The 21,045-nt window shown below is 38.5% G+C and carries 21 protein-coding genes; 11 read left to right on the forward strand and 10 right to left on the reverse strand.

Annotated elements, in window-relative coordinates; genetic code table 11:
• Positions 1 to 158: 158 nt before the first annotated feature.
• From MUW56_RS00530 to MUW56_RS00565, 8 genes are all read left to right on the forward strand, one after another.
• Positions 159 to 1,283, forward strand: coding sequence for an alpha/beta hydrolase-fold protein (locus tag MUW56_RS00530; RefSeq protein WP_292011344.1), 1,125 nt, complete (start codon positions 159 to 161; stop codon positions 1,281 to 1,283).
• Positions 1,284 to 1,287: 4 nt separating this feature from the next.
• Entirely contained in the window at positions 1,288 to 2,703 is a 1,416-nt protein-coding gene (locus MUW56_RS00535) for a M17 family metallopeptidase (RefSeq protein ID WP_292011345.1), read from the forward strand.
• Between the two features lie 141 nt (positions 2,704 to 2,844).
• The gene (locus tag MUW56_RS00540) at positions 2,845 to 4,059 is read left to right on the forward strand and encodes an ATP-grasp domain-containing protein (protein ID WP_292011346.1); all 1,215 of its coding nucleotides are present in this window, start codon (positions 2,845 to 2,847) and stop codon (positions 4,057 to 4,059) included.
• A gap of 27 nt (positions 4,060 to 4,086) precedes the next feature.
• Positions 4,087 to 4,800 (forward strand): alpha/beta hydrolase-fold protein, encoded by a 714-nt coding sequence (locus MUW56_RS00545; protein WP_292011347.1) that lies wholly within the window; start codon positions 4,087 to 4,089, stop codon positions 4,798 to 4,800.
• Positions 4,801 to 4,961: 161 nt separating this feature from the next.
• Complete coding sequence (locus MUW56_RS00550; protein WP_292011348.1) at positions 4,962 to 5,915, forward strand: hypothetical protein; 954 nt, start codon at positions 4,962 to 4,964, stop codon at positions 5,913 to 5,915.
• 31 nt (positions 5,916 to 5,946) lie between these two features.
• A complete protein-coding gene (locus MUW56_RS00555; protein WP_292011349.1) occupies positions 5,947 to 7,065 on the forward strand; it encodes a carboxylate-amine ligase in 1,119 nt (372 codons plus the stop codon).
• Between the two features lie 33 nt (positions 7,066 to 7,098).
• Positions 7,099 to 7,932: a GMP synthase gene (locus MUW56_RS00560; RefSeq protein WP_292011350.1), complete on the forward strand. Its 834-nt coding sequence runs from the start codon at positions 7,099 to 7,101 to the stop codon at positions 7,930 to 7,932.
• 178 nt (positions 7,933 to 8,110) lie between these two features.
• A complete protein-coding gene (locus MUW56_RS00565) occupies positions 8,111 to 9,295 on the forward strand; it encodes a hypothetical protein (protein WP_292011351.1) in 1,185 nt (394 codons plus the stop codon).
• Positions 9,296 to 9,432: 137 nt separating this feature from the next.
• Here the strand turns inward: MUW56_RS00565 and cphA are convergent, their stop codons facing one another.
• Positions 9,433 to 12,060, reverse strand: a complete 2,628-nt coding sequence (gene cphA, locus MUW56_RS00570; protein WP_292011352.1) for a cyanophycin synthetase — start codon at positions 12,058 to 12,060, stop codon at positions 9,433 to 9,435.
• Between the two features lie 200 nt (positions 12,061 to 12,260).
• On the opposite strand from cphA, the gene MUW56_RS00575 reads away from it, so the two are divergent.
• The 3 genes from MUW56_RS00575 (at position 12,261) to MUW56_RS00585 (ending at position 14,520) form a co-directional block, all read left to right on the forward strand.
• Positions 12,261 to 13,151, forward strand: coding sequence for a cyanophycinase (locus tag MUW56_RS00575; RefSeq protein ID WP_292011353.1), 891 nt, complete (start codon positions 12,261 to 12,263; stop codon positions 13,149 to 13,151).
• Positions 13,152 to 13,340: 189 nt separating this feature from the next.
• Positions 13,341 to 14,183 (forward strand): isoaspartyl peptidase/L-asparaginase, encoded by an 843-nt coding sequence (locus MUW56_RS00580; protein ID WP_292011354.1) that lies wholly within the window; start codon positions 13,341 to 13,343, stop codon positions 14,181 to 14,183.
• A gap of 100 nt (positions 14,184 to 14,283) precedes the next feature.
• On the forward strand, positions 14,284 to 14,520 hold the full coding sequence (locus MUW56_RS00585) for a YtxH domain-containing protein (RefSeq protein WP_110010931.1): 237 nt from the start codon (positions 14,284 to 14,286) through the stop codon (positions 14,518 to 14,520).
• 94 nt (positions 14,521 to 14,614) lie between these two features.
• Here MUW56_RS00585 and MUW56_RS00590 read toward each other — a convergent pair whose 3' ends face one another.
• From MUW56_RS00590 to MUW56_RS00630, 9 genes are all read right to left on the reverse strand, one after another.
• Positions 14,615 to 15,406 carry a class I SAM-dependent methyltransferase gene (locus MUW56_RS00590; protein WP_292011355.1) on the reverse strand — a complete coding sequence of 264 codons (792 nt, stop codon included), beginning with the start codon at positions 15,404 to 15,406 and terminating at the stop codon, positions 14,615 to 14,617.
• Positions 15,407 to 15,431: 25 nt separating this feature from the next.
• The gene (locus MUW56_RS00595) at positions 15,432 to 15,593 is read right to left on the reverse strand and encodes a hypothetical protein (RefSeq protein ID WP_292011356.1); all 162 of its coding nucleotides are present in this window, start codon (positions 15,591 to 15,593) and stop codon (positions 15,432 to 15,434) included.
• Between the two features lie 45 nt (positions 15,594 to 15,638).
• Positions 15,639 to 16,286, reverse strand: a complete 648-nt coding sequence (locus tag MUW56_RS00600) for a GNAT family N-acetyltransferase (protein ID WP_292011357.1) — start codon at positions 16,284 to 16,286, stop codon at positions 15,639 to 15,641.
• Between the two features lie 11 nt (positions 16,287 to 16,297).
• Positions 16,298 to 17,137, reverse strand: a complete 840-nt coding sequence (locus MUW56_RS00605; protein ID WP_292011358.1) for a PH domain-containing protein — start codon at positions 17,135 to 17,137, stop codon at positions 16,298 to 16,300.
• Entirely contained in the window at positions 17,130 to 17,372 is a 243-nt protein-coding gene (locus MUW56_RS00610; RefSeq protein WP_292011359.1) for an SHOCT domain-containing protein, read from the reverse strand. Before MUW56_RS00610 ends, MUW56_RS00605 begins: the two co-directional genes overlap by 8 nt.
• Complete coding sequence (locus tag MUW56_RS00615) at positions 17,353 to 17,976, reverse strand: PH domain-containing protein (protein ID WP_292011360.1); 624 nt, start codon at positions 17,974 to 17,976, stop codon at positions 17,353 to 17,355. Before MUW56_RS00615 ends, MUW56_RS00610 begins: the two co-directional genes overlap by 20 nt.
• Positions 17,977 to 18,451: 475 nt before the next feature.
• The gene (gene hisS, locus MUW56_RS00620) at positions 18,452 to 19,801 is read right to left on the reverse strand and encodes a histidine--tRNA ligase (RefSeq protein WP_292011361.1); all 1,350 of its coding nucleotides are present in this window, start codon (positions 19,799 to 19,801) and stop codon (positions 18,452 to 18,454) included.
• A gap of 126 nt (positions 19,802 to 19,927) precedes the next feature.
• Positions 19,928 to 20,383: an HRDC domain-containing protein gene (locus tag MUW56_RS00625; protein ID WP_292011362.1), complete on the reverse strand. Its 456-nt coding sequence runs from the start codon at positions 20,381 to 20,383 to the stop codon at positions 19,928 to 19,930.
• Positions 20,384 to 20,397: 14 nt separating this feature from the next.
• On the reverse strand, positions 20,398 to 20,730 hold the full coding sequence (locus MUW56_RS00630; protein WP_292011363.1) for a single-stranded DNA-binding protein: 333 nt from the start codon (positions 20,728 to 20,730) through the stop codon (positions 20,398 to 20,400).
• Between the last annotated feature and the right edge of the window lie 315 nt (positions 20,731 to 21,045).

Raw genomic sequence — 21,045 nt, forward strand, 5'->3', positions numbered from 1 at the left:
AAAAATCCCGACAACAGCGGTTAATTATTAATCAAATAATTGTCAAGGCAATTTCTTTTGTTCCCACACCTATCAAATATATCATTTTCCACTCATTTTTTTATGATTTTAAAACAATCTTTTTTATAAATTTAGCCATCGATTTACATTAAACAGGTATGATGAGGTTTGAGCTTTATACAGAAGAAAAAGACGAAAGACCGGTGTTTATTACCGGAAACTTCAATAACTGGAACCCTAAAGACTATCAGTTCCAGCTTATGCAGGAGGATTCCTCCCACTACTTTATAGAAATAGAAACCTCTGTTCTTCCGGATGAAGTTGAGTATAAATTTACCAAAGGAGGCTGGGAAAATGTTGAACTGGATCAATATGGAAGCATCACCCCCAACCGAAAAGCGAAAAAATCGGCAAAAAAAACCTCTGACACCGTAGCCAAATGGAGGCTGAACTGGGGACCGTTCAAAGATGAATTTTCTCCCATTGCCGAAGTGATTTCTGAACAATTTTATATTCCCCAGCTCGACCGTTACCGCAAAGTTTGGGCGTTATTACCTTACAACTACCATCAATCTGATAAAAGTTATCCTGTACTCTACCTTCAGGACGCTCAGAATCTGTTCAATGAAGGAAGCGATTTCGGAAACTGGGAGATTGATAAAAAGCTGTCTATCCTTGCAGAATACGGACGTGGAGACATCATCATCATCGCCATAGAGCATGGAAGCGAAGACAGGATCAGGGAATATATTTTTGATAATGATCATATAGCCAATGGTTCTGAAGGGAAAAAGTATATCCGTTTTATCACGGATACCCTGAAGCCTTTTGTAGATGAAAATTACCGCACCAAAAAAGACCGGGAGAATACGGGTATCGGAGGCAGCTCACTGGGAGCCCTTATCAGTATCTACAGCGGTTTTCTTTATCCTGAGGTATATTCTAAATTATTAATATTCTCCCCTTCTCTCTGGGTGGAGCCGAATAACAACTTTCCCATGATGAATTTCCAGGTTCCTTTTACAACGAAAATCTACCTCTATGGCGGCGGCCAGGAAGGTTCTAAAATGGTAAAAAGAATCCGGATCTTTGAAGAATATTTAAAGAGGTGGGAAAAGAAAAACTTTTTTGATTTTGAATTCAGAACCAGCATCAATCCTGAGGGTACCCACAACGAGTTTTACTGGTCGCAGGAATTTCCCAGAGCGATCGAATGGCTGTTCTACGACAATACGGAAAATCCTGTGGAAGTAAAGCCTCAACAACAAAGCATTAAAAATTAAACGTATGAAATTAATCAATAAAAAAAATAAAAATTATACCCAGGTTTTTCAACTGTTTACGGAAGAAGAATGGACAAAATCCAATAAAAATTTCAGTAAAAACATTTCAACTTTTTTCACGGGAAAGAAGCATGAGGTTTTTATCAACGCCCATGAAGAAGGCATTACTTATTTTATTGGCCTGGGAGAATCCACTGTACAAAATTTCGAAATACAGCAGGTTGCCGTAAAATTTTCACAAACCCTAAAGGAAAAGTTACAAGCGGTTCCTACTTTGGCTTTGGCAGATTTCATGAATGAAAAACAATTTGAAGAGTTTGTAAAAGGCCTTCTGATAGGAACCTACAATTACCCTTTTGAGAAAAAGCATGCTTTCTGGAACCCGAAATTTGAGCTTCATTTTGAAAATTTAAGCCAGAAAAAGCTAGACCATATCAGTCTGAAATCGGAAGCCTTAGGCAACGGGCAAATCGCCTGCCAGGAGTGGCTGAACAAGCCTGCCAATCTTAAAAAACCCGATACATTCAATCTGTATCTTAAAAATCTGGCCAAAAAACATGAGTTAAAATACACTGTTTTTAATAGAAAGAAATGTGAGGAGCTTGGATTGGGTGCTTATCTTTCCGTGAATCAGGGAAGTGCCTATGATGCGGCTTTCACAATCTTAGAGTACAAAACTTCTGTTAAAAATGCCAAAACTTTCGGATTGGTTGGCAAATGTATATTGTTTGACACAGGCGGTATTTCTTTAAAAAACTCTGCCAATTTGCATTATATGAAGTCTGATATGGGAGGAGCTACTGCTGTTCTGGGCACATTGATCTATGCTGCAGAAATGCAGCTTCCTGTCAATATCATTGCCGTACTTCCCGTTACCGACAATGCCATCTCCGAAAAGGCTCTGCTGCCAAGTGACGTGATTACAGCATACAACGGAAAAACAATTGAAGTTCTGGACACCGACGCCGAAGGCAGGCTGATCCTTGCAGACGGACTTTCCTATCTTGCCAAAAACTACAAGACCGATTTCTTAATCGACCTGGCCACACTGACAGGAAGTTCAGTAAGGATGTTCGGGGATACCTGCGGCGCGATGTTCTCCAATAATGAAGACCTGAAAAACCTGTTGATAAAAACCGGAGATCGGACGAATCAGAGACTTTGGAATCTTCCGCTCTGGGACATCTGGAAAGATGATATCCGGTCTGATGTAGCTGACCTGAAAAACCTCTCCATGAAACCGGTCGGAGACTGTATTATTGCGGCTAAATTTTTAGAGCAATTCATTGAAAACCACACCAAATGGGTCCATCTGGACATTGCCGGTGTAGCTTTCGGAAATGTAGGGTATGCCAAGGAAAAAGCAGCAACCGGTTTTGGGGTTCAGCTCCTGGTGGATTTAATCGAAAATTATCATTAAAAATTAGTTTTTTACAAAAAATCTCTGTATACTTGATTAGAGATTTTTCAAAACCGCACCATATATTGATTTTTGATATTAATCAAACAATAAAGAAATGCATTTATTTTTGAAAATTCACTAAACTTAAAAAAACATTATATGGAGGAGAAAACTATTGTATGTATTTCGTGCTATTACAAGGGCTACGATTTCATGGACGAAATGAAGAAGCTCGGTAATAAAATAATCTTAATAACATCAGAAAATCTTAAAGAAAAAAACTGGCCCTGGCATGCTATTGATGAAGTTTTTTACATGCCTGAACTCAAGCCTTCAGTCTGGAATCTTGAACATCTCATTCAGGGATTTTCCCATTTGATGAAAACCAGGAAGTTGCATGCTGTAGTAGCTCTGGATGATTATGATGTGGAAAAGGCGGCCTTAATAAGGGAAACTTTCCGAATCCCCGGAATGGGACAGACGACCCACCGTTATTTCAGGGATAAGCTCGCTATGCGGCAGAAAGCAAAAGATTCGGGGATCAATGTGCCTGAATTTACGGCTATATTCAATGATGATGAGGTCAACAGCTTTGCCGGCAAAATTCCGGCTCCCTGGGTACTGAAGCCCCGGTCAGAAGCTTCGGCCTCGGGAATTAAGAAAATCACCTCTAAAGAGCAGCTTCATGAAGCGTTGGACACCCTTGGTGAAGAACGTCATCTTTTTTTACTCGAAAGTTTTAAACCGGGAGATGTTTATCATGTAGACAGCCTGACATTTAATAAAAAAGTGGTATTTACCTCGGCGTCCAAATATCTGGCTCCTCCCATGCAGGTTTCTCACGAAGGAGGTGTGTTCAGGTCTAAAACGCTGGGAAGATACTCTGAGGAATTCAAGGATCTTGAAGAAATTAATGCCAAAGTACTTTCCAATTTCGGCCTGATCAATGGGGCTACCCATACAGAGTTTATCCGGGGAAAAGAGGACGGAAAATGGTATTTCCTTGAAACCTCCTCCAGAGTGGGCGGCGCCCATATTCCTGATTTGGTGGAAGCTTCAAGCACCATCAATATCTGGAGAGAGTGGGCCAGGATCGAAAATGCCCTTTTAAGAGGTAAAAATTATCATATCTCTCCTCCTACAGGATATTATTCAGGACTGATCGTGGCCTTGATTAAGGAAAAAGAGCCTGATTACAGTCATTTTGAATGTGAAGAGGTTGTAAAATTTATTCCGATAGATTATCACATTGGAATCGTTTACAGGTCTAATGATGCCGGTATTATACAGGACAGACTGGATACTGCCGCTGAAAAAATCCATTCAGAGATGCTGAATATTTTACCCCCGAAGAGCAGTAAACTAAGCAGCTAAGACATAATCATTAAAGAAAATTAACCAATGCCTCATATAGAACATACAGAGTATTATTCCAATATACTGGGAATAAGTCTTAATGTAGAAGTAACCGGATATTACGGCTATCCTATCATTATGTTTCCCACTTCACAGGGCCTGTATACTCAAAACCATGACTTCCATCTCAACGGGAGCATCAACTGGTTTATAGAACAGGGAAAAGTAAAGCTATATAATATCCAGACCATCGACAGCTGGAGCTTTTATGATGAAAAAATATCTCCCCAGCAAAGAATAAGAAATTATGAACGGTATGTACAGTTTTTAATCAAAGAATTCATCCCTTATATTCAGAAGCTTCATAAAACCCATCGTGTGGCAGTTGCCGGTGCAAGCTTCGGCGGCTATCATGCGGCCAATTTTGCCTTCAGGTTTCCGGACGTCGTATCCCACTTGTTCTGTCTTTCGGGAGCTTTCAGCATCAGAAATTTTATGAATGGATATTCCGATGATTTGGTATACTACAACTGTCCGAGAGAATTTGTAAGAAACGACGAGGCCTGGAAATACAAACATATGCATATTGTACTCAGTACTTCTGACCAGGATATCTGTAAAGACAAGAACATTGAGATGGCAGAAATTTTAAGAATTAAAGGCATAGAATTCTGGTATGATGAAAGAAGATGGATCGGCCATGACTGGCCTTTATGGAGAATGGTGTTCCCTACTTTTATAGGAACCTATTTCTCTTAGACAGTATTTTTAACCGTAAAGTACACAAACAGGTTAAGCACTTAAGTTTTATAAGCACAATCAAAGTGCTGACAAGTTTAAGTTTTTGAAAACCTACCTCCTCCGCAGGATGGCATATTGAAAAAAATTAGATAAAAAAACATCAATTAAAAACAAAAATTATGGCAAAAAAAGTAGGAATTCTATTCGGTATGGAAGACACATTTCCTTGGGCATTGATAGACAAGGTAAATGAACTGGGTGGCGGAGAGATCATAGCAGAACCTGTGACCATTGATAAACTGGAACAGGGGGCAGATTATGGCTACGCGGTGATCATCGACAGAATTTCACAGGATGTTCCTTTTTACAGAGCGTATCTGAAAAATGCGGCACTTAACGGCACCTATGTGATCAATAACCCGTTCTGGTGGAGTGCTGATGAAAAGTTTTTTAACAATGCCCTGATGACCAAGCTTGGAATTCCGCTTCCTAAAACAGTACTGCTGCCCTCGCATGAAAGACCTTCCAATACTTCGGAAACGTCATTCAGAAACCTGAAATTCCCTCATGACTGGGAATATATCTTTAATTATGTAGGTTTTCCTGCGTACATGAAACCTCATGATGGAGGCGGCTGGAAAAATGTATACCGGATAGAAAACCCTGATGACCTCTGGAATAAACTGGGAGAAACCGAACAACTGGTCATGATGGTTCAGGAAGAGATTATTTTTGACGACTATTACAGGGTGTACTGCCTGGGTAGAAAGTATGTTCATATCATGCCGTATGAACCCAGAAATGCTCCCCACCTGAGATATGCCACGACGCACCAGACGCAGGGCGAGGAACTGGAAAAACTATTAAAGACCATTCATGATTATACCATTACTATGAATGAAGCTTTAGGGTATGATTTTAATACCGTGGAATTCGCAGTAAGAGACGGCATCCCTTATGCCATAGACTTCTGCAATCCCGCTCCGGATGCTGACAGAAATTCTGTGGGAGAAGAAAACTTTGCATGGATCATAGAACACGCCGCCAAGCTGGCTGTTGAAAAAGCTAAAGAATATGTTCCCGGGAAGCCTAATATCACCTGGGGAACCTTTGTAAAGGATTCAATCAAATAACATTGAAAAAGATATAAAAAAACACAAAAAAATGCATCAATTTACTATTGGAATCGAAGAAGAGTATCAGATCATTGATGTTGAAAGCAGAGATCTTATTTCTCACGTTTCGAAAATCATCGAAGGAGGCAAAGCCGTTTTAAGTGAAAACCTGAAACATGAAATGCACGAATCCATGATCGAAATGGAAACAGGGATCTGTCAGAATATTCAGGCAGCAAGAGCTGAATTAACCAATTTAAGACGACATCTTATCAATACTGCTCATGAACAGGGACTTCGGGTCTCTGGCGGCGGAACGCATCCCTTTTCCCATTGGTCTGACAATACCATCACACAGGGAGAAAGGTATATTAAAATCGTTGATGATATGGGAGATGTAGCCCGGGAAAACCTTATTTTCGGACTGCATGTTCATATAGGAATTCCTAACCGTGAAGAAGGAGTAAGAATTCAGAATGTGATGCGCTACTTTCTACCCCACGTCTATGCCTTATCCACCAATTCTCCTTTCTGGATAGGACGGTATACAGGTTTTAAATCTTACCGGCAGGAAATTTTCGTAAAATTCCCCAGAACAGGGATTCCGAGCTATTTTAATTCTTTAGCTGAATTTGACAGCTATGTTGATCTTCTGATAAAAACAGGAACAATTGATAATGCGAAGAAGATATGGTGGGACTTACGGGTGCACCCGTTCTACCCTACCATTGAATTCAGAATATGCGACATGCCGTTAAGAATTGATGAAACAGTCTGTCTTGCTGCCATCATGCAGAGCTTGGTTGCAAAGATTTATAAACTGCACCAGCAAAACCTTAGCTTCAGAAGCTACAGGAGGCTCCTGCTGAATGAAAATAAATGGAGGGCTTCCAAAAGCGGTATTGAAGCTCATCTGATTGATTTTGGCAAAGAAGAATCGGTTCCTTATCCGCATCTTCTGAAAGAACTTTTAGAATTTATTGATGATGTTGTAGATGATTTAGGATGCAGAAAAGAAGTTGAATATGCATGGAAAATTCTGGAAAACGGAACGGGTGCGGACAGGCAGCTTCAGATATTCAGGGAAACCGGCGACCTTACCAAAGTCGTGGATTATATGATTTCAGAAACCGAGTATGGTATCACACACGGAGAACCTGCTTCATAATATTTTTGGTAACTTTACAAAAAATATGAGGTAATGAAAGATATTCGAATTGCTCTGCTGGACATGAATAACAACCATGTCAATCAAGGATTTAGAAATATTAAAGAAATTTCTGAAGCATTCCGGCAGAACTCTGAAGAAAATGTGGTCATCAAAACATTCGATGTAAGGTTTAAAAATGAAATGCCGGAAATCACAGATTTTGATATTTTTATTTCTTCCGGCGGCCCCGGTACTCCACACAGAGAAGGTTTTGAGTGGGAAGACCGATTTGCCCGTTTCCTGGATTCTATTTTTGAACATAATCAATACAGTGAGGACAAAAAATATTTGTTTTTGATCTGCCACTCATTCCAGCTGGCAAGTATCCATTGGAAACTGGGGAATATCTGCAAAAGAAAATCCTATTCTTTTGGAGTAATGCCGATTCATAAAACCAGGGAAGGCAGAGAAGAATTTTTATTTAAAAACCTTCAGGATCCTTTTTATGCCGTAGATTCCAGAGCTTACCAGTTTATTGAGCCTGATCATGACCGTTTTGAAGAATTGGGAATGCAGATCACAGCCATCGAAAAATTCCGTCCGCACATCAATTTAGAAAGAGCAGTAATGGCGGTTCGTTTTTCAGATGAAATATTCGGAACCCAATTTCACCCTGAAGCCAATCCCGAAGCTTTGATCGAAAATCTTAAAGATGAAAAAAACAAAGAAGCGATGATTGAAAACTTCGGAATGGAGAAATATCTTGAAGTGATAGACAGAATAGATGATGAAGACAAAATTATCCGGACAAGAAACGAAATCCTGCCAAGATTCCTTCAGTTTGCAGAAAAAAATATGTTGAAAAAAACTGAATCTTTGGCTTAACAGCTCAGGAAGCCGGAAGAAGGAGACTTGAAATTATTATGGTTATTAAATAGGTACAGTTGGATTTCAATCATTCTTTCAGATCTCAAGAGCCACCCGCTTCCAGCTTCTAACTTCCTTACTCTAAAAACAATCGAGCATTTTTACCTGATTTTTTTAACATCACAAAAGAAAAAATATGATTCCAAAATACAGAAAACAGTTTAACAATGAGTTTTCAGAGGAAAAATACCGGCAGGTCAAAGATATTTTAAAACAAAAAAGCGGTATGGAGCCTGCTTTCAAAATTTCAGAAAGCCCGATTATCCTTACGAAAGAATTTGAAAGCAAACTTCTTGATGCCAGTGAAAGTATCATCAGCCAGATCAGGACGATTCCGGCCGAAGTCCTTCAAAAAGCCATTCCTGAAAGCTGCAGGGTTCCTAATGATACTGATCAACCTCATTTTTTTACCATAGACTTTGGAATATGTAAAAATGAAAAAGGAGAGATCGAACCTCAGCTGATCGAGCTCCAGGCATTTCCCTCATTATATGCCTTTCAGAAGGCTTTTGAAGATACATTCTGTGAAGTATATCCTTTTCTTTCAGACATCAGGAATACGATGCCCTATGAAACCTTTAAAAATTATTTAAAGGAACTGATTGTAGGTGACGAAAATCCCGAAAATGTAATCCTGCTTGAAATTTTTCCGGAAAGGCAGAAAACAGCGATAGATTTTGCTTTGACAGAAAAGTTACTCGGCATTCAAACCGTCTGCTTGACAAAAGTAAGCAAGAAAGGCAGAAAACTGTATTATGAAAAGGACGGAAAGCCCATTGAGATCAAGAGGATTTATAACCGCGTGATCTTTGATGAACTGGACAGAATTCCGGATCTCGTCACCGAATTTGATTTTCGCGATGAAGTGGATGTACACTGGGTCACCCATCCGAACTGGTTCTTTAAAATATCAAAATTCCTTCTTCCCCTTTTACAACATCAGTTTGTGCCCAAAAGTTATTTTCTGCATGAATTTCCTTCGGATGAAAACCTTGGCAACTTTGTATTAAAACCTTTATTTTCATTTGCAGGAAGTGGTGTTAATTTGAGCCCAACCCAGGAGATTACCGATGCTATTGAAGATAAAGAAAACTATATTCTGCAGAGAAAAGTCAGCTACGAACCGGTTTTTGAAGACATTAACGGAGAGTTTTCAAAAGCAGAAATCAGGTTACTATATATTTGGAGAGAAAGTGACGAACGCCCTATCCTGCTGGAAAACCTTGGAAGAATGACGAAAGCCGATATGGTGAATGTGGACTTCAATAAAAAAGATGCCATCTGGATCGGAAGTTCCAATGCATTTTTTGGGGAAGAATAAACGCTTCACGAAGAGGCAGCAGATCAAGACAGCCTGGCCGAGTTTATAAAAACAAAAACCTTCGAAAATTTCGAAGGTTTTTTATTTTAAATAATGAATAGTGACTTCAGGATCTTCAGTCGCTAATTCATCATATTTTAAATCTTATCATCTTCCAGCAGTTCTCGTGTCTGATATTCCTGAACCAGGTCAATAGCATTAGAAATCACATCGCTTAAAGCGGTAATGAAAGTCCCTTCTTCAGCCATACTGATCGCATGTTTTAAAGCTTCAATTTCTTTGGGGATGATTTCATAGCTTATATCTCTTCCGGAGGCCTGTATTCCTTCGATAATAAGCCCATTGATCTCATCTTCCGTTCTTCCGCGAAGATGCTTTTCATTCCGGATAATGATGTAGTCAAACATTCTTCCGGCAATCTTTCCGCATTCTCTGATATCGCTGTCACGACGGTCGCCTACCCCGGAAATAATTCCTATTTTTTTACTTGACTCAATATTTTTCAAGTAGTCTTCAATCGCTTCATATCCTGAAGGATTATGGGCAAAGTCGATCAGGACTTTAAAGTTTTTAAATTTAAAGACATTCAGCCTTCCCGGAGTCAGCTGGGCACTTGGGATGAATGTTCTTAAAGAATTGGATATATCTTCAATCCCGAATCCGTAAAGATAGCTCGCCAAACTCGCTGCCAGTACATTTTCAATCATAAACCGGGCTTTCCCTTCCATGGTAATAGGAAAATCTTTAGCCTTTCCTATTCTGATCTTCCAGTCACTTTTCTTAATAGTGACAAAGCCTTCTTCATAAACACAGGTAATTTTGCCTTCTTTCGCAAATTTTACAATATGAGGATTGTTTTCATCCATACTGAAAATAGCAACATTACTATCCAGATCATTCATAATCTTCATAGAATATTCATTGTCCGCATTCAGAACGCTCCAGCCGTTTTTCTTTACACTGTCCAGGACCACTCTTTTTACCTTGGTTAAGTCTTTTAGGCTATGGATATCATTCATTCCCAAATGGTCTTCCTCAATATTGGTCAAAACTCCAATATCACACTGTGAAAACCCTAAGCCGGAACGTAGAATACCTCCCCTGGCAGTTTCCAGAACTGCAAATTCTACCGTGGGATCCTTCAGAATAAATTCTGCGGAAAGCGGCCCGGTAGTATCTCCTTTTGACAGCATTGTATTCTGTATATATATTCCGTCTGAAGTAGTAAATCCTACTCTATATCCGTTGCTTTTAACGATATGAGAGATTAGCCTTGTCGTCGTTGTTTTTCCATTGGTTCCTGTGACTGCAATGATTGGAATGGTAAAAGGTTTCCCTTGCGGATACAGCATATCCACTACAGGTGCAGCAACATTTCTTGGAAGTCCTTCACTTGGGGCGAGGTGCATTCTGAATCCGGGAGCAGCATTGACTTCTATGATAGCTCCTCCGCTTTCTTTTAAGGGCTGGGTCAGATTTTCCGCCATTATATCAATACCACAGACATCTAAGCCTATAATTTTGGAAACCCTCTCAGCCATGGTGATATTTTCAGGATGTACCATATCGGTAACATCTATTGAAGTTCCCCCTGTTGAAAGATTTGCAGTAGACTTCAGATATACTACTTCTCCTTTATGGGGAACGGTTTCAAGGGTGTACTGAAGCTTTTCAAGCAGTTCTAAAGTATCTTTTTCCACTTCAATTTCGGTAAGGACATTTTCATGGCCATATCCTCTTCTTGGGTCTTTATTTTCTTTATCGATGAGCTGCTGAAGATTCAGTTCGCCGTCACCCACAACATGAGCAGGAACCCTTCTTGCTGCCGCTACCATTTTATTGTTGATGACCAATACTCTGAAATCATATCCCGTAATATACTTTTCTACAATTACTTTTCTGGAATAGTTCTGAGCATGCAGCAACCCGATTTTAGCAGCTTCCCAATCGTTTACATTAATAGAAGATCCTTTCCCATGGTTTCCGTCTAAAGGTTTCAGAACAATAGGATAGCCTATTTTCTTAATTACACTGTTTAACCCTTCCTCATCAACCACAAGATCTCCGATCGGGACCGGAATGGCAGCATCATGAAGCATTTTCTTGGTGAGTTCTTTATTGCATGCAATATCTACAGCTATCGAACTTGTTTTCCCTGTAATGGTAGCCTGGAACCGTTGCTGATTTACCCCATATCCCAGCTGTACCAAAGAATTTGTTCCTAACCTGATCCAGGGAATTTTCCGGGAAACCGCTTCTTGCACAATACTTCCCGTAGAAGGTCCCAGACGGACACGTTCTCTGATCTCTTTTAATGTATGGATGCACGCATTCAGATCGTAGTCTTTGTCTTCAATTAAAGCTTCTGCAATTTTTACAGCTTCTTCAGCAGCATAAATTCCTACATTTTCTTCAATATAATTAAAGACTACATTATATACTCCCGGAGTTTTTGTTTCCCGGGTTCTTCCGAAACCTACATCCATACCGGCCAGTGTCTGGATCTCCAAAGCAATATGCTCTATGACATGTCCCATCCAGGTTCCCGTTTCCACTCTATGGAAAAACCCGCCTTCTACTCCTTCCGAACATCTATGGGTAATCAATGACGGAATCAATTTTTCAATTCTTTCGCGGAATCCGTCGATTTTATTAGTAGGATAATTCTCCATTTCTTCAAGGTCTAATCTCATCTGTATCAGTTTCTTTCTTCTGATACTCCAGATATTAGGACCACGTAGTGCCTGAATCTTTTCGATTTTCATAGTCTATTGGCATTTTTAACAGTTAACAATAACTTCATTTATAGCCAAAGATAATGCAAAACCCGAAATGAAACCATACCACATTTAAAGATTTATTAAAAAAATATTAATTTTCGTTAACATTTTTAAAACATTAAAAATCAGGGGAAAGATGGCATGAATTTCGTCAAATAATGTTATTTATTTTTTAATTTTGTACCATGACAAAACCTGTTGGAAAATTAATAGTTATCGGAGGAGCTGTAAACAAAGGGAGTTTTGCAGAAACCGATTATGATCAGAATATCGAAAAGAACCTCAATTTTTTTGAACGTGGAATTTTAAGGAAGATTATCAATGAGTCAAAACATAAGGAGGATTCTGTCATTGAGATCGTAACAACGGCTTCTCAGATTCCGCAAATCGTAGGTACTGAATATAAAAAAGCATTCGAATTTCTGGGAGCAAAAAATGTCAATATTCTTGATATTCATAACCGTGAAGAGGCTAATTCCGATGCCATGGTAGCAAGAGCCAATGCAGCTGATGTAATGATGCTTACCGGAGGCGACCAATTGAGGCTCACTTCTATCCTAGGCGGTACGAGGTTCCATGATACTATTCTATTAAAATATCAGGAACAGGATTTCATCTACTCAGGAACTTCTGCGGGAGCTGCTGCTGCTTCTGAGAATATGATCTATCAGGGAAGCAGTTCCGAAGCTTTGCTAAAAGGAGAAATCAAAACCACCCAGGGACTGGGTTTAATTGATAATGTTATCATTGACACCCATTTTGTACAGCGTGGCAGAATCGGACGTCTTTTCCAGGCTGTCGTAAATAATCCAAGAACACTGGGCATCGGGCTGGGGGAAGATACAGGGCTTTTCATCCATAATGATGTGATGACCGCTGTAGGTTCCGGTCTTGTCATCCTGGTTGACGGGAGGTTCATCAAAGATACCAATCTTACCAATATCAATTTAGGAGAGCCTATTTCTATTGATAATCTAACGGTGCATGTCATGTCTATGAATGATCATTATGATCTTACTACCAAGACATTAACCATTGAAAACTCTCAGTTTAACCCAATTCCTCAGGACAAATAGTTTTTGATGGATCGTTGATTGCTAAAAATAATGTGCTATAGAGATAAAGAATGGGACCTCAGTTTCATTCTTTTTATTTTAATCTCAAAATTCAGTATAATATCCGGTTACATTTCTTTACTCTTTGTTCTTTACTCTTTTATTTATAAATTAACTTCGTAAAAGAATATCAATTATCATTTATACTTTATGAAAATCATCATCCACGGCGGTTTCTTCTCAGAAAGTGACCAAAGCCACGAAATAAAGACCGCAAAACAGGATTCTTTAAAAAAAATAGCACAAAAAGCATTCGATTATTTACAGACCCATTCAGCTTTTGATACTGTCGCGTATACAGTTTCTCTTTTGGAAGACGATCCTTTATACAATGCCGGAACCGGCTCACAGATTCAAAGTGACGGTGTTATCCGTATGAGTGCAGCCATTATGAATGGAGAAACTCAGAAATTAAGCGGCGTAATTAATATTCAGGATGTAAAAAATCCAATTTTTGTAGCGAAGGAGCTGATCACGGAAGACGACAGGGTTTTGGGAGGAAAAGGAGCTAATATATATGCCTCGGAGCATGGTTTTGAAAATTTTTCTACAGAGATCCCGCAGCGAAGAAGAGAATATGAAGCCAAACTCAGCAATGGCGGAAAAGGAACGGTAGGCTGTGTCGCCATTGATAAGGAAGGCAAACTGGCAGTCGCCACTTCTACAGGAGGAAAAGGGTTCGAAATTCCGGGGAGAATTTCAGATTCCGCCACGGTAGCCGGAAATTATGCCAACTCATTCTGTGCAGTAAGCTGTACGGGTGTCGGAGAAGATATTGTAAGCAATGCTACTGCAGCCAAGATCGTCACTAGAGTTACAGATGGAATGAGCCTAGCCCATGCATTTCATAAAACTTTTGATGAACTTAAAGCGATTGACGGATTTGCCGGTGCCATTGCAATTGATAAAGATGGAAATCTCTTCCACCAGGATTCCTATCCTACGATGGTTTTTGCCAGCTTTGACGGGAAAAATTTTGAAACCTTTTCTTAAATTTAACATTTTTTTATAACTCTATTTATTTTTTTGGCACGTATTTTACATGTTTACTAATAACAAATTTTAATATTAATATCTTAAAAAAATAGAAATCATGGGAAACAAAACAAAAGGCTTATTAGCTTTACTTGGATTAGGTGCTTTAGCGTATTGGAAATATAAAAATTCAAGTCCTGAAGACCAACAGGCTGTGAAAGATAAAATCAATACAGCCAAAGATAATCTTAACAAATGGGGAAATGATCTCAAGAGCAAAGCAAATGATGTCGCTTCCCAGGTTCAGAATAAAGTAGATGAAGCCAAAACAAAGGCTGAGGACTCTTTAAGCTAAAAAACAGAAAGTAGTTTTTTTAACATTCATATATTAGAAAAAGTCATCGCAATTATTACGATGACTTTTTTGCTTTTATCGGGTAAAGCACCATTTATTTTTTCTTTGCTGTGAATGCATATACCAGTGGTATTCTGTTGCCAAACTGAGGTATTCTCCATTTTCCTTTTTCAAATTCCTCCACATGCCTGAAACATGGATATGGGGACCAGTCAAATTCCCGGAAAGATTTTAATTCTACATCTTTTTTAATCAGATTATCGAGAACCTCTGCCAGAGAATGATTCCACATGACATATTCCTGTACGATAGGTGCCGACTGATCTGCATAGGTTCCTTCATAGGTCTCTACAATTGGCTTTTCATTGAAATAATGGTAGGCTACTTTGGTAAAATCATCATCAAACATCCAGACTACAGGATGAAACTCTGCCATGATAAACTGTCCGCCGGGTTTTAGAAAATGGCTGATCACTCCGGCCCATTTTTCCAGGTCAGGAAGCCAGCCTATCGTACCATAGCTTGTATAAACGATATCAAATTTCTGATCCAGCACATCGGGAAGACGGTAAACATCCGAACAGATAAATTCTGTATCTGTGCCACACTGCCGGGCCAGATCTTTCCCAGCTTCAATAGCTTTGTCTGACAAGTCGATCCCTGTCACTTTAGCACCCATTCTGGAAAGTGAAATAGAATCCTGTCCAAAATGACACTGCAGGTGCAGAATACTTTTACCTTTTATATCTCCCAAAAGCTCCAGCTCAATTGAATTGAGGGAAGTTCTTCCTTTTAAAAACTCATCTACGAAATAGAAATCCGATTTTAAATGGGGTCCGACTTTAGCATTCCATGAGTTTTTATTTATTTCTAAGTAATTTTCCATTATTTTAATTGTTTACATGATGAATCTACCTGATCCATTCCTGAATGATAGCATTCTTTGTAATTATTTTTCTTTCCGGCTTATTTACATCATCGGGTATAAACCATACTTCGATCCTGCTTCCATAAAATTCTCCCCAATCGCCTTCATAGACTGCAAAGCTATCTTTTAATTCAAATCTTTTCAATTCATCTGTTTTGTTTTCTATTTCAATTTCACTTCAACAAAATGATTAATGCTTCGATGGAATTACAATAGAAGTATATAAGCTATATACTTCCCAGCCTAACGTTTCATACAATGATTTACCTGCTTCTGTTGCTACCAGGAAATTATTGAAAACACCCTTTGATAAAGCAATTTTCTCCAGTTCTCCAATTAAAAAAGAGGCCAGTCCTTTTCTTCTGTGTTGCTCTTCCGTTACAATTCTGTCATAAACAGCCAGGTCACCTGCCAAAACAACGCGGCCTGCTGCTGCCTGTTCTTTACTTTCAGTAAGAATGTTAACGACAAATGTTGAATTATAATGAGCAAATTCCACCATATATCCTTCAGTAAGTTTAATCGCAGGAATATTCATAGGCCGAAAACAGCTCATCATATATCCTTGTGGCTGAAGTATCCATCTGCCGGGAATATTTTTAATAAACTGATCGGAAGCAGCACAGACTTTCAGATAAATCCAGGGATCACTGATCAGATGACAGAGTTGATAGAAGTCATCATTAGGCTCCGTAAACACATAACGTTCTTTTTGATATCTGTTTCCTACAGCTATCCTGAAACCTGATTGATAAGGAACGGGTAAAGGCAGTTCTCTTGATATAGCCCAGGCTTTAAGCCAATTTTCAAGAATTCCGGGAGATACCTGCTTATTCATGATCCTATGATTTATCCTAACTGGTCCAGCAGTTTCTTTTTCTGTTCTGTAAATTCTGTATCAGTAAGAATTCCTCTTTCTCTCAGTTTCCCTAATTTTTCCAGCTGTTCAAAAATCTCTTCACTAGACGCTTTTTTCACTGTTCCCATTTGCTTTTGGGGCTGTTCCGGAGTATTGTTATAAATCATTTTTATTTTGTCATAAAATCTCTCTGCATCGTCTTTATCAAAATAGCATTCAAATTCCACTACTTTTTCGCTGAGGTGCAGTTTAATAATGGGAGATGTAGGATCCGTCACAAAACTCACTGCCTGGATGCTTTCATTAGGATACTCATGGATTTTTACAACTGCAAACATGGCTTTCGACACAGAAATGATTCTTCTTGGAGTAACGACCAATATTCCTGCATCCAGCGTATTAATAAACTGTGCATCCGTGATAGCAATGATCTTTTCTTCCTCAGAAATCAAATGGGGAAGTTCTTTGATCTCACCTTTCGTAAACATAGAAAGATTGGCTTTCAGCCTTTCCAGTTCGTATTTGATTTTTCTGAGCCTTCTTTTATAGACATCACTTGAAATGCTTTCCGCCTCCTGATCGATCAATACGGGAAGGTTTTCTTCCATTTTTACTGCAGGCTGCCTTTGTTCTACTCTTTCTCTTTCTATCAAATTTTGTATGTCATGAATGTTGAACTTACTGAGAGCATACAACAATTCCTCGTTGCTCTCACTCACTTTTTCTAAACATCTATTGCATAATACACCTCCGTCTGCAAGATTATTTGCTCCCAAAAGGGTGTCCATGGAGGTGAGCTCTGCATTACATAATGAACATTTGCTACTCATCTTCTTTATTTTTACAATTTATCAAGCAGTTTTCTTTTTGTTCTGCAAATTCTTCTTCTGTTAAAACTCCTGCTTCTCTCAGTTTTCCCAATTTTTCCAACTGTTCAAAAATAGTTGCAGAGGATTCTGCATTGGCATTAGGTGGAACTTGTGGTGAAAATGGTCGCTGGTTATCATACATTTTATTTCCATTAATGTACAGGTTGACTCCATTACTAAAGGACTTTTCCATCATTCTTGTTATGCAGCTTAAATTCGGTTGTCTCACCTGTAGTATTGATTTTCAGTATTGAGTATAAAAGATTGTCAGTAAGATCTACCGAAATGATATTTTGATGGATAAATTCATTCTTCACGACTCCTCCAAGGAATTTTTTATCAATAAAAACAACTCTTTTCTGTGTTGAAAAGATAATTCCTTCCCTGTTATTTTGAAGGTTTATTCCTTCTGCAATGGCAACCAGTTTTTCATCATTATCCAGTACATTGTCCAGTTCATTGACTTCTTCATTCGCTAAAATGCTTAACCTTGCATTAAGAGCTACAATCTGGTCCTTGATTTCGTCAAGTCTTGTAGGGGCATCATACTCATAACGATTCGCTCCGATATGGGATGAACTTGTAAGATGTTGGCCAGCATCAATTTTGCTCTTGAGGATCATTCCTGTTATTTCTGCAAAATAGTACTGATCAAGAGTATTGATAAGGTCTCTGTTGATCGTAATCGCTTTATCAAAACATGGCGCACACAGGCAGCCTCCGTCTGCCAGTTTATTTTTTCCCACAAGCATGTCTGCAGATGTTAGCGGTGTACCGCATAATGCACAAATCATATTCATTTGGTTTTATGTTTAAAAGTTTTTTAATGGCTGCAGCGTATTATTTCTGCTCTGATTTTATATTGACCCCAAATTACAAATTCTGATTTGATTTTTCAATCCCAAGGCATTAAATCTGATCATTTTAACAGTGCAGTCAGAAGAAGCATTTTAGATGAAATTCCTTCCGCTCCGAAGGATTGGAAAAAGATCCATGTAACAAAAAATGAGGTTATGAATCTCCCAACTAATGGTCTTCCTGTATCTCCAAGGTCTATATTACAGATCCTGCCTTTAAAAGTATAGGGGAAAAGGTAGAACGGGAAGAGATTAAGGTAGAATATATAGACTTTTCAATAAGCCGGAGCTTTGAAGGTACTTTCCGATGCAGTACACAGGCACCTTTAAGACCGTAACAACGATACACAAATAAAAAAGAAACAGCTCAAAGTTGATGAAAACCTTGAGCTGTCTTTTATCACATCCTAACTATATCCTATCCTAAAAACTCTTCCACAGAAACAGTTTTCTGCTCGCCGGCTTCCAGATTTTTAAAGGTTACAGTCTTATTTTTAATTTCTTCTTCGCCAAGAAAGACAAGATTTTTAATGCCTTTCTTTTCAGCATAGGTAAATTGCTTATTGATTTTTGCATTTTCAGGGTACAGTTCTGCAGAAATTCCTTTTCCTCTCAGCTGCATAATCAATTTTAATGCTTCTGTCGTTTCTTCGCCCCCGAAGTTGGCAAATAGATATTCCATCTTGGAAGATGCTTCTTCTGGGAAAAGATTAAGTTCTTCCATCACCAGATAGATTCTATCCAGACCGAATGAAATTCCAATTCCCGGAATATTTTTAACGCCGAAAACCTCGGTAAGGTTATCATAACGGCCACCTCCACCGATAGATCCCATGGCCACCTCATCTGCTTTTACTTCGAAAATAGCTCCGGTATAATAGTCCAACCCTCTGGCCAGTGTAATATTGAACACCAGATTTTGAATATCAACGCCAAGGTTTAAAGATTGGGTAAGCACAAACTCAAGTTCCTCTACTCCTTTCAATCCGATCTCATTACCCACAAATTTTTCCTTTAGCTGAAGAAGGTTTTCCAAAGCATCATCAGATTGGCTAAATAAGAAATCCAGTTTATCAATAGATTCCTGAGAGATTTCTCTCTCCAGTAATTCTTTTACCACTCCTTCTTTTCCGATTTTATCCAGTTTGTCTAATGCTACTGTGAAATCAATCAGTTTATCTGTAATACCAGCATATTCAGCTAATCCGGAAAGAATTTTTCTGTTGTTCATATGAATGGTTACAGGCACTTTAAGATCTGAGAAGGACTTTAAGTACAACTGAACCAATTCCACTTCCTGTAATAAACTCTCACTTCCTACAACATCTGCATCACACTGGTAAAATTCTCTGAATCTTCCTTTTTGAGGTCTGTCGGCTCTCCATACCGGTTGAATCTGGTAGCGTTTGAATGGGAATGTCAGTTTTCCCTGGTTCATTGCTACAAATCTTGCAAAAGGTACGGTAAGATCATAGCGAAGGGCTTTGTCGGAAATTTGGGAAGTCAGCTTTTGATGATTTTTATGATCCCAGTCTTCCTGATTTACTTTTGAAGTATAATCTCCCGAATTTAAAATCTTAAAAATCAGTCTGTCACCTTCTTCTCCGTATTTTCCCGTTAAAGTAGAAAGATTTTCAAAGCTGGGGGTTTCCAATGGCTGAAATCCGAATAATTCGAAATTATTCTGTAAAATATTGATGATATATTTTCTTCTGGAAACTTCCTGCGCTGTAAAATCTCTTGTTCCTTTTGCTAAACTTGGCTTCATTTTTAGTATGTCATTTTGATAGACGCAAAAGTACGGAATTGCAAGGACTTTTACACATTCAAAAAAACCGAAGAAGTAATCTTCTCCGGCTTTTGTGTAATTACGGAATCACTAATTCTGAAAAAATCAGACACTTTCAAGGATCTCCAGTATTTCTTCACCATAATTTTCAATTTTATGTTTTCCAAATCCTTTGATCTCAAGCAGTTCTTCTTTTTTAGCGGGTTTATACTTGGCTACAGATAGCAGTTCTTTATTACTCGCAATAAAGTAAGTGGGCAGATTCTGTTCTCTGGCTTTCTCTGATCTCCAGAGCTTTAAAGCTTCGAGAATCTTCTCTTCATCGAGATTCAAAGAATCGTTTTCTGCAGAGTATTTTACCATCTTTGGTTCTTTTACTGTATTTTTCGCTGATTTCAGTTCCTCAAAATACAATATAACAGACCAATAACATTCATCATTTACAAAAGCGGTTTCCACTTTTATAATCTCGTTGACTTCCAGGAAATCATCAAGCATTTTCTGATCTTTGTAGAGAAATTCTTCGGGAAGTCTTATTTTAAAAACTTTTACTTTCATCATTTGTGTTTTTAGAATTATTTGCCTCCCAGCAACAGGATCTCATCTATCCGGATTTCTGTGATGTAGCGCTTTACACCATCCTTATCATCGTATGATCTGTACGTAAGCTTTCCTTCCACCGCAATTTCCTTTCCTTTGGGAACATATTTCTCCAGAATTTCAGCTACTTTTCCAAAGGCAATCAGATTGTGCCATTGTGTTTCTTCTACTTTTTCTCCTTTAGCATTCGTGTAGTGATCACTGGTAGCTAAAGATACACTCGCTTTTACATTTCCATTGTCAAAATTTACCATTTCAACTTCTTTACCGGTGTAACCAATTAATGTTACTTTGTTTCTTAGTGACATAACTTTTAGATTTTAAAGATTAATAATTCAGATATGAGACGTTCACTGTTTTCTCAAATCTCTGTTGCAAAGATTGCGATAGCCCCACAAGCCAGTCGGTTACAAACTATTTAAATTCATTTGTAGTCGTTTGTGGTCGGCTAATAAAGCCGGAAAAATCATCCTGAATTTCCAACGAATCTCCTATTCATGGGCAGCTTAAATATTATCTTTCAGGAAATTCAATAATTCGGATTCTGCATCTATTTTTACAGATTATTTATACTTTTTCACATTCCACAATGTTTTTTAGCTTCTGTCCAATATCAATAACCC

It is taken from the genome of Chryseobacterium sp. (assembly GCF_022869225.1).
Lineage (GTDB): Bacteria > Bacteroidota > Bacteroidia > Flavobacteriales > Weeksellaceae > Chryseobacterium.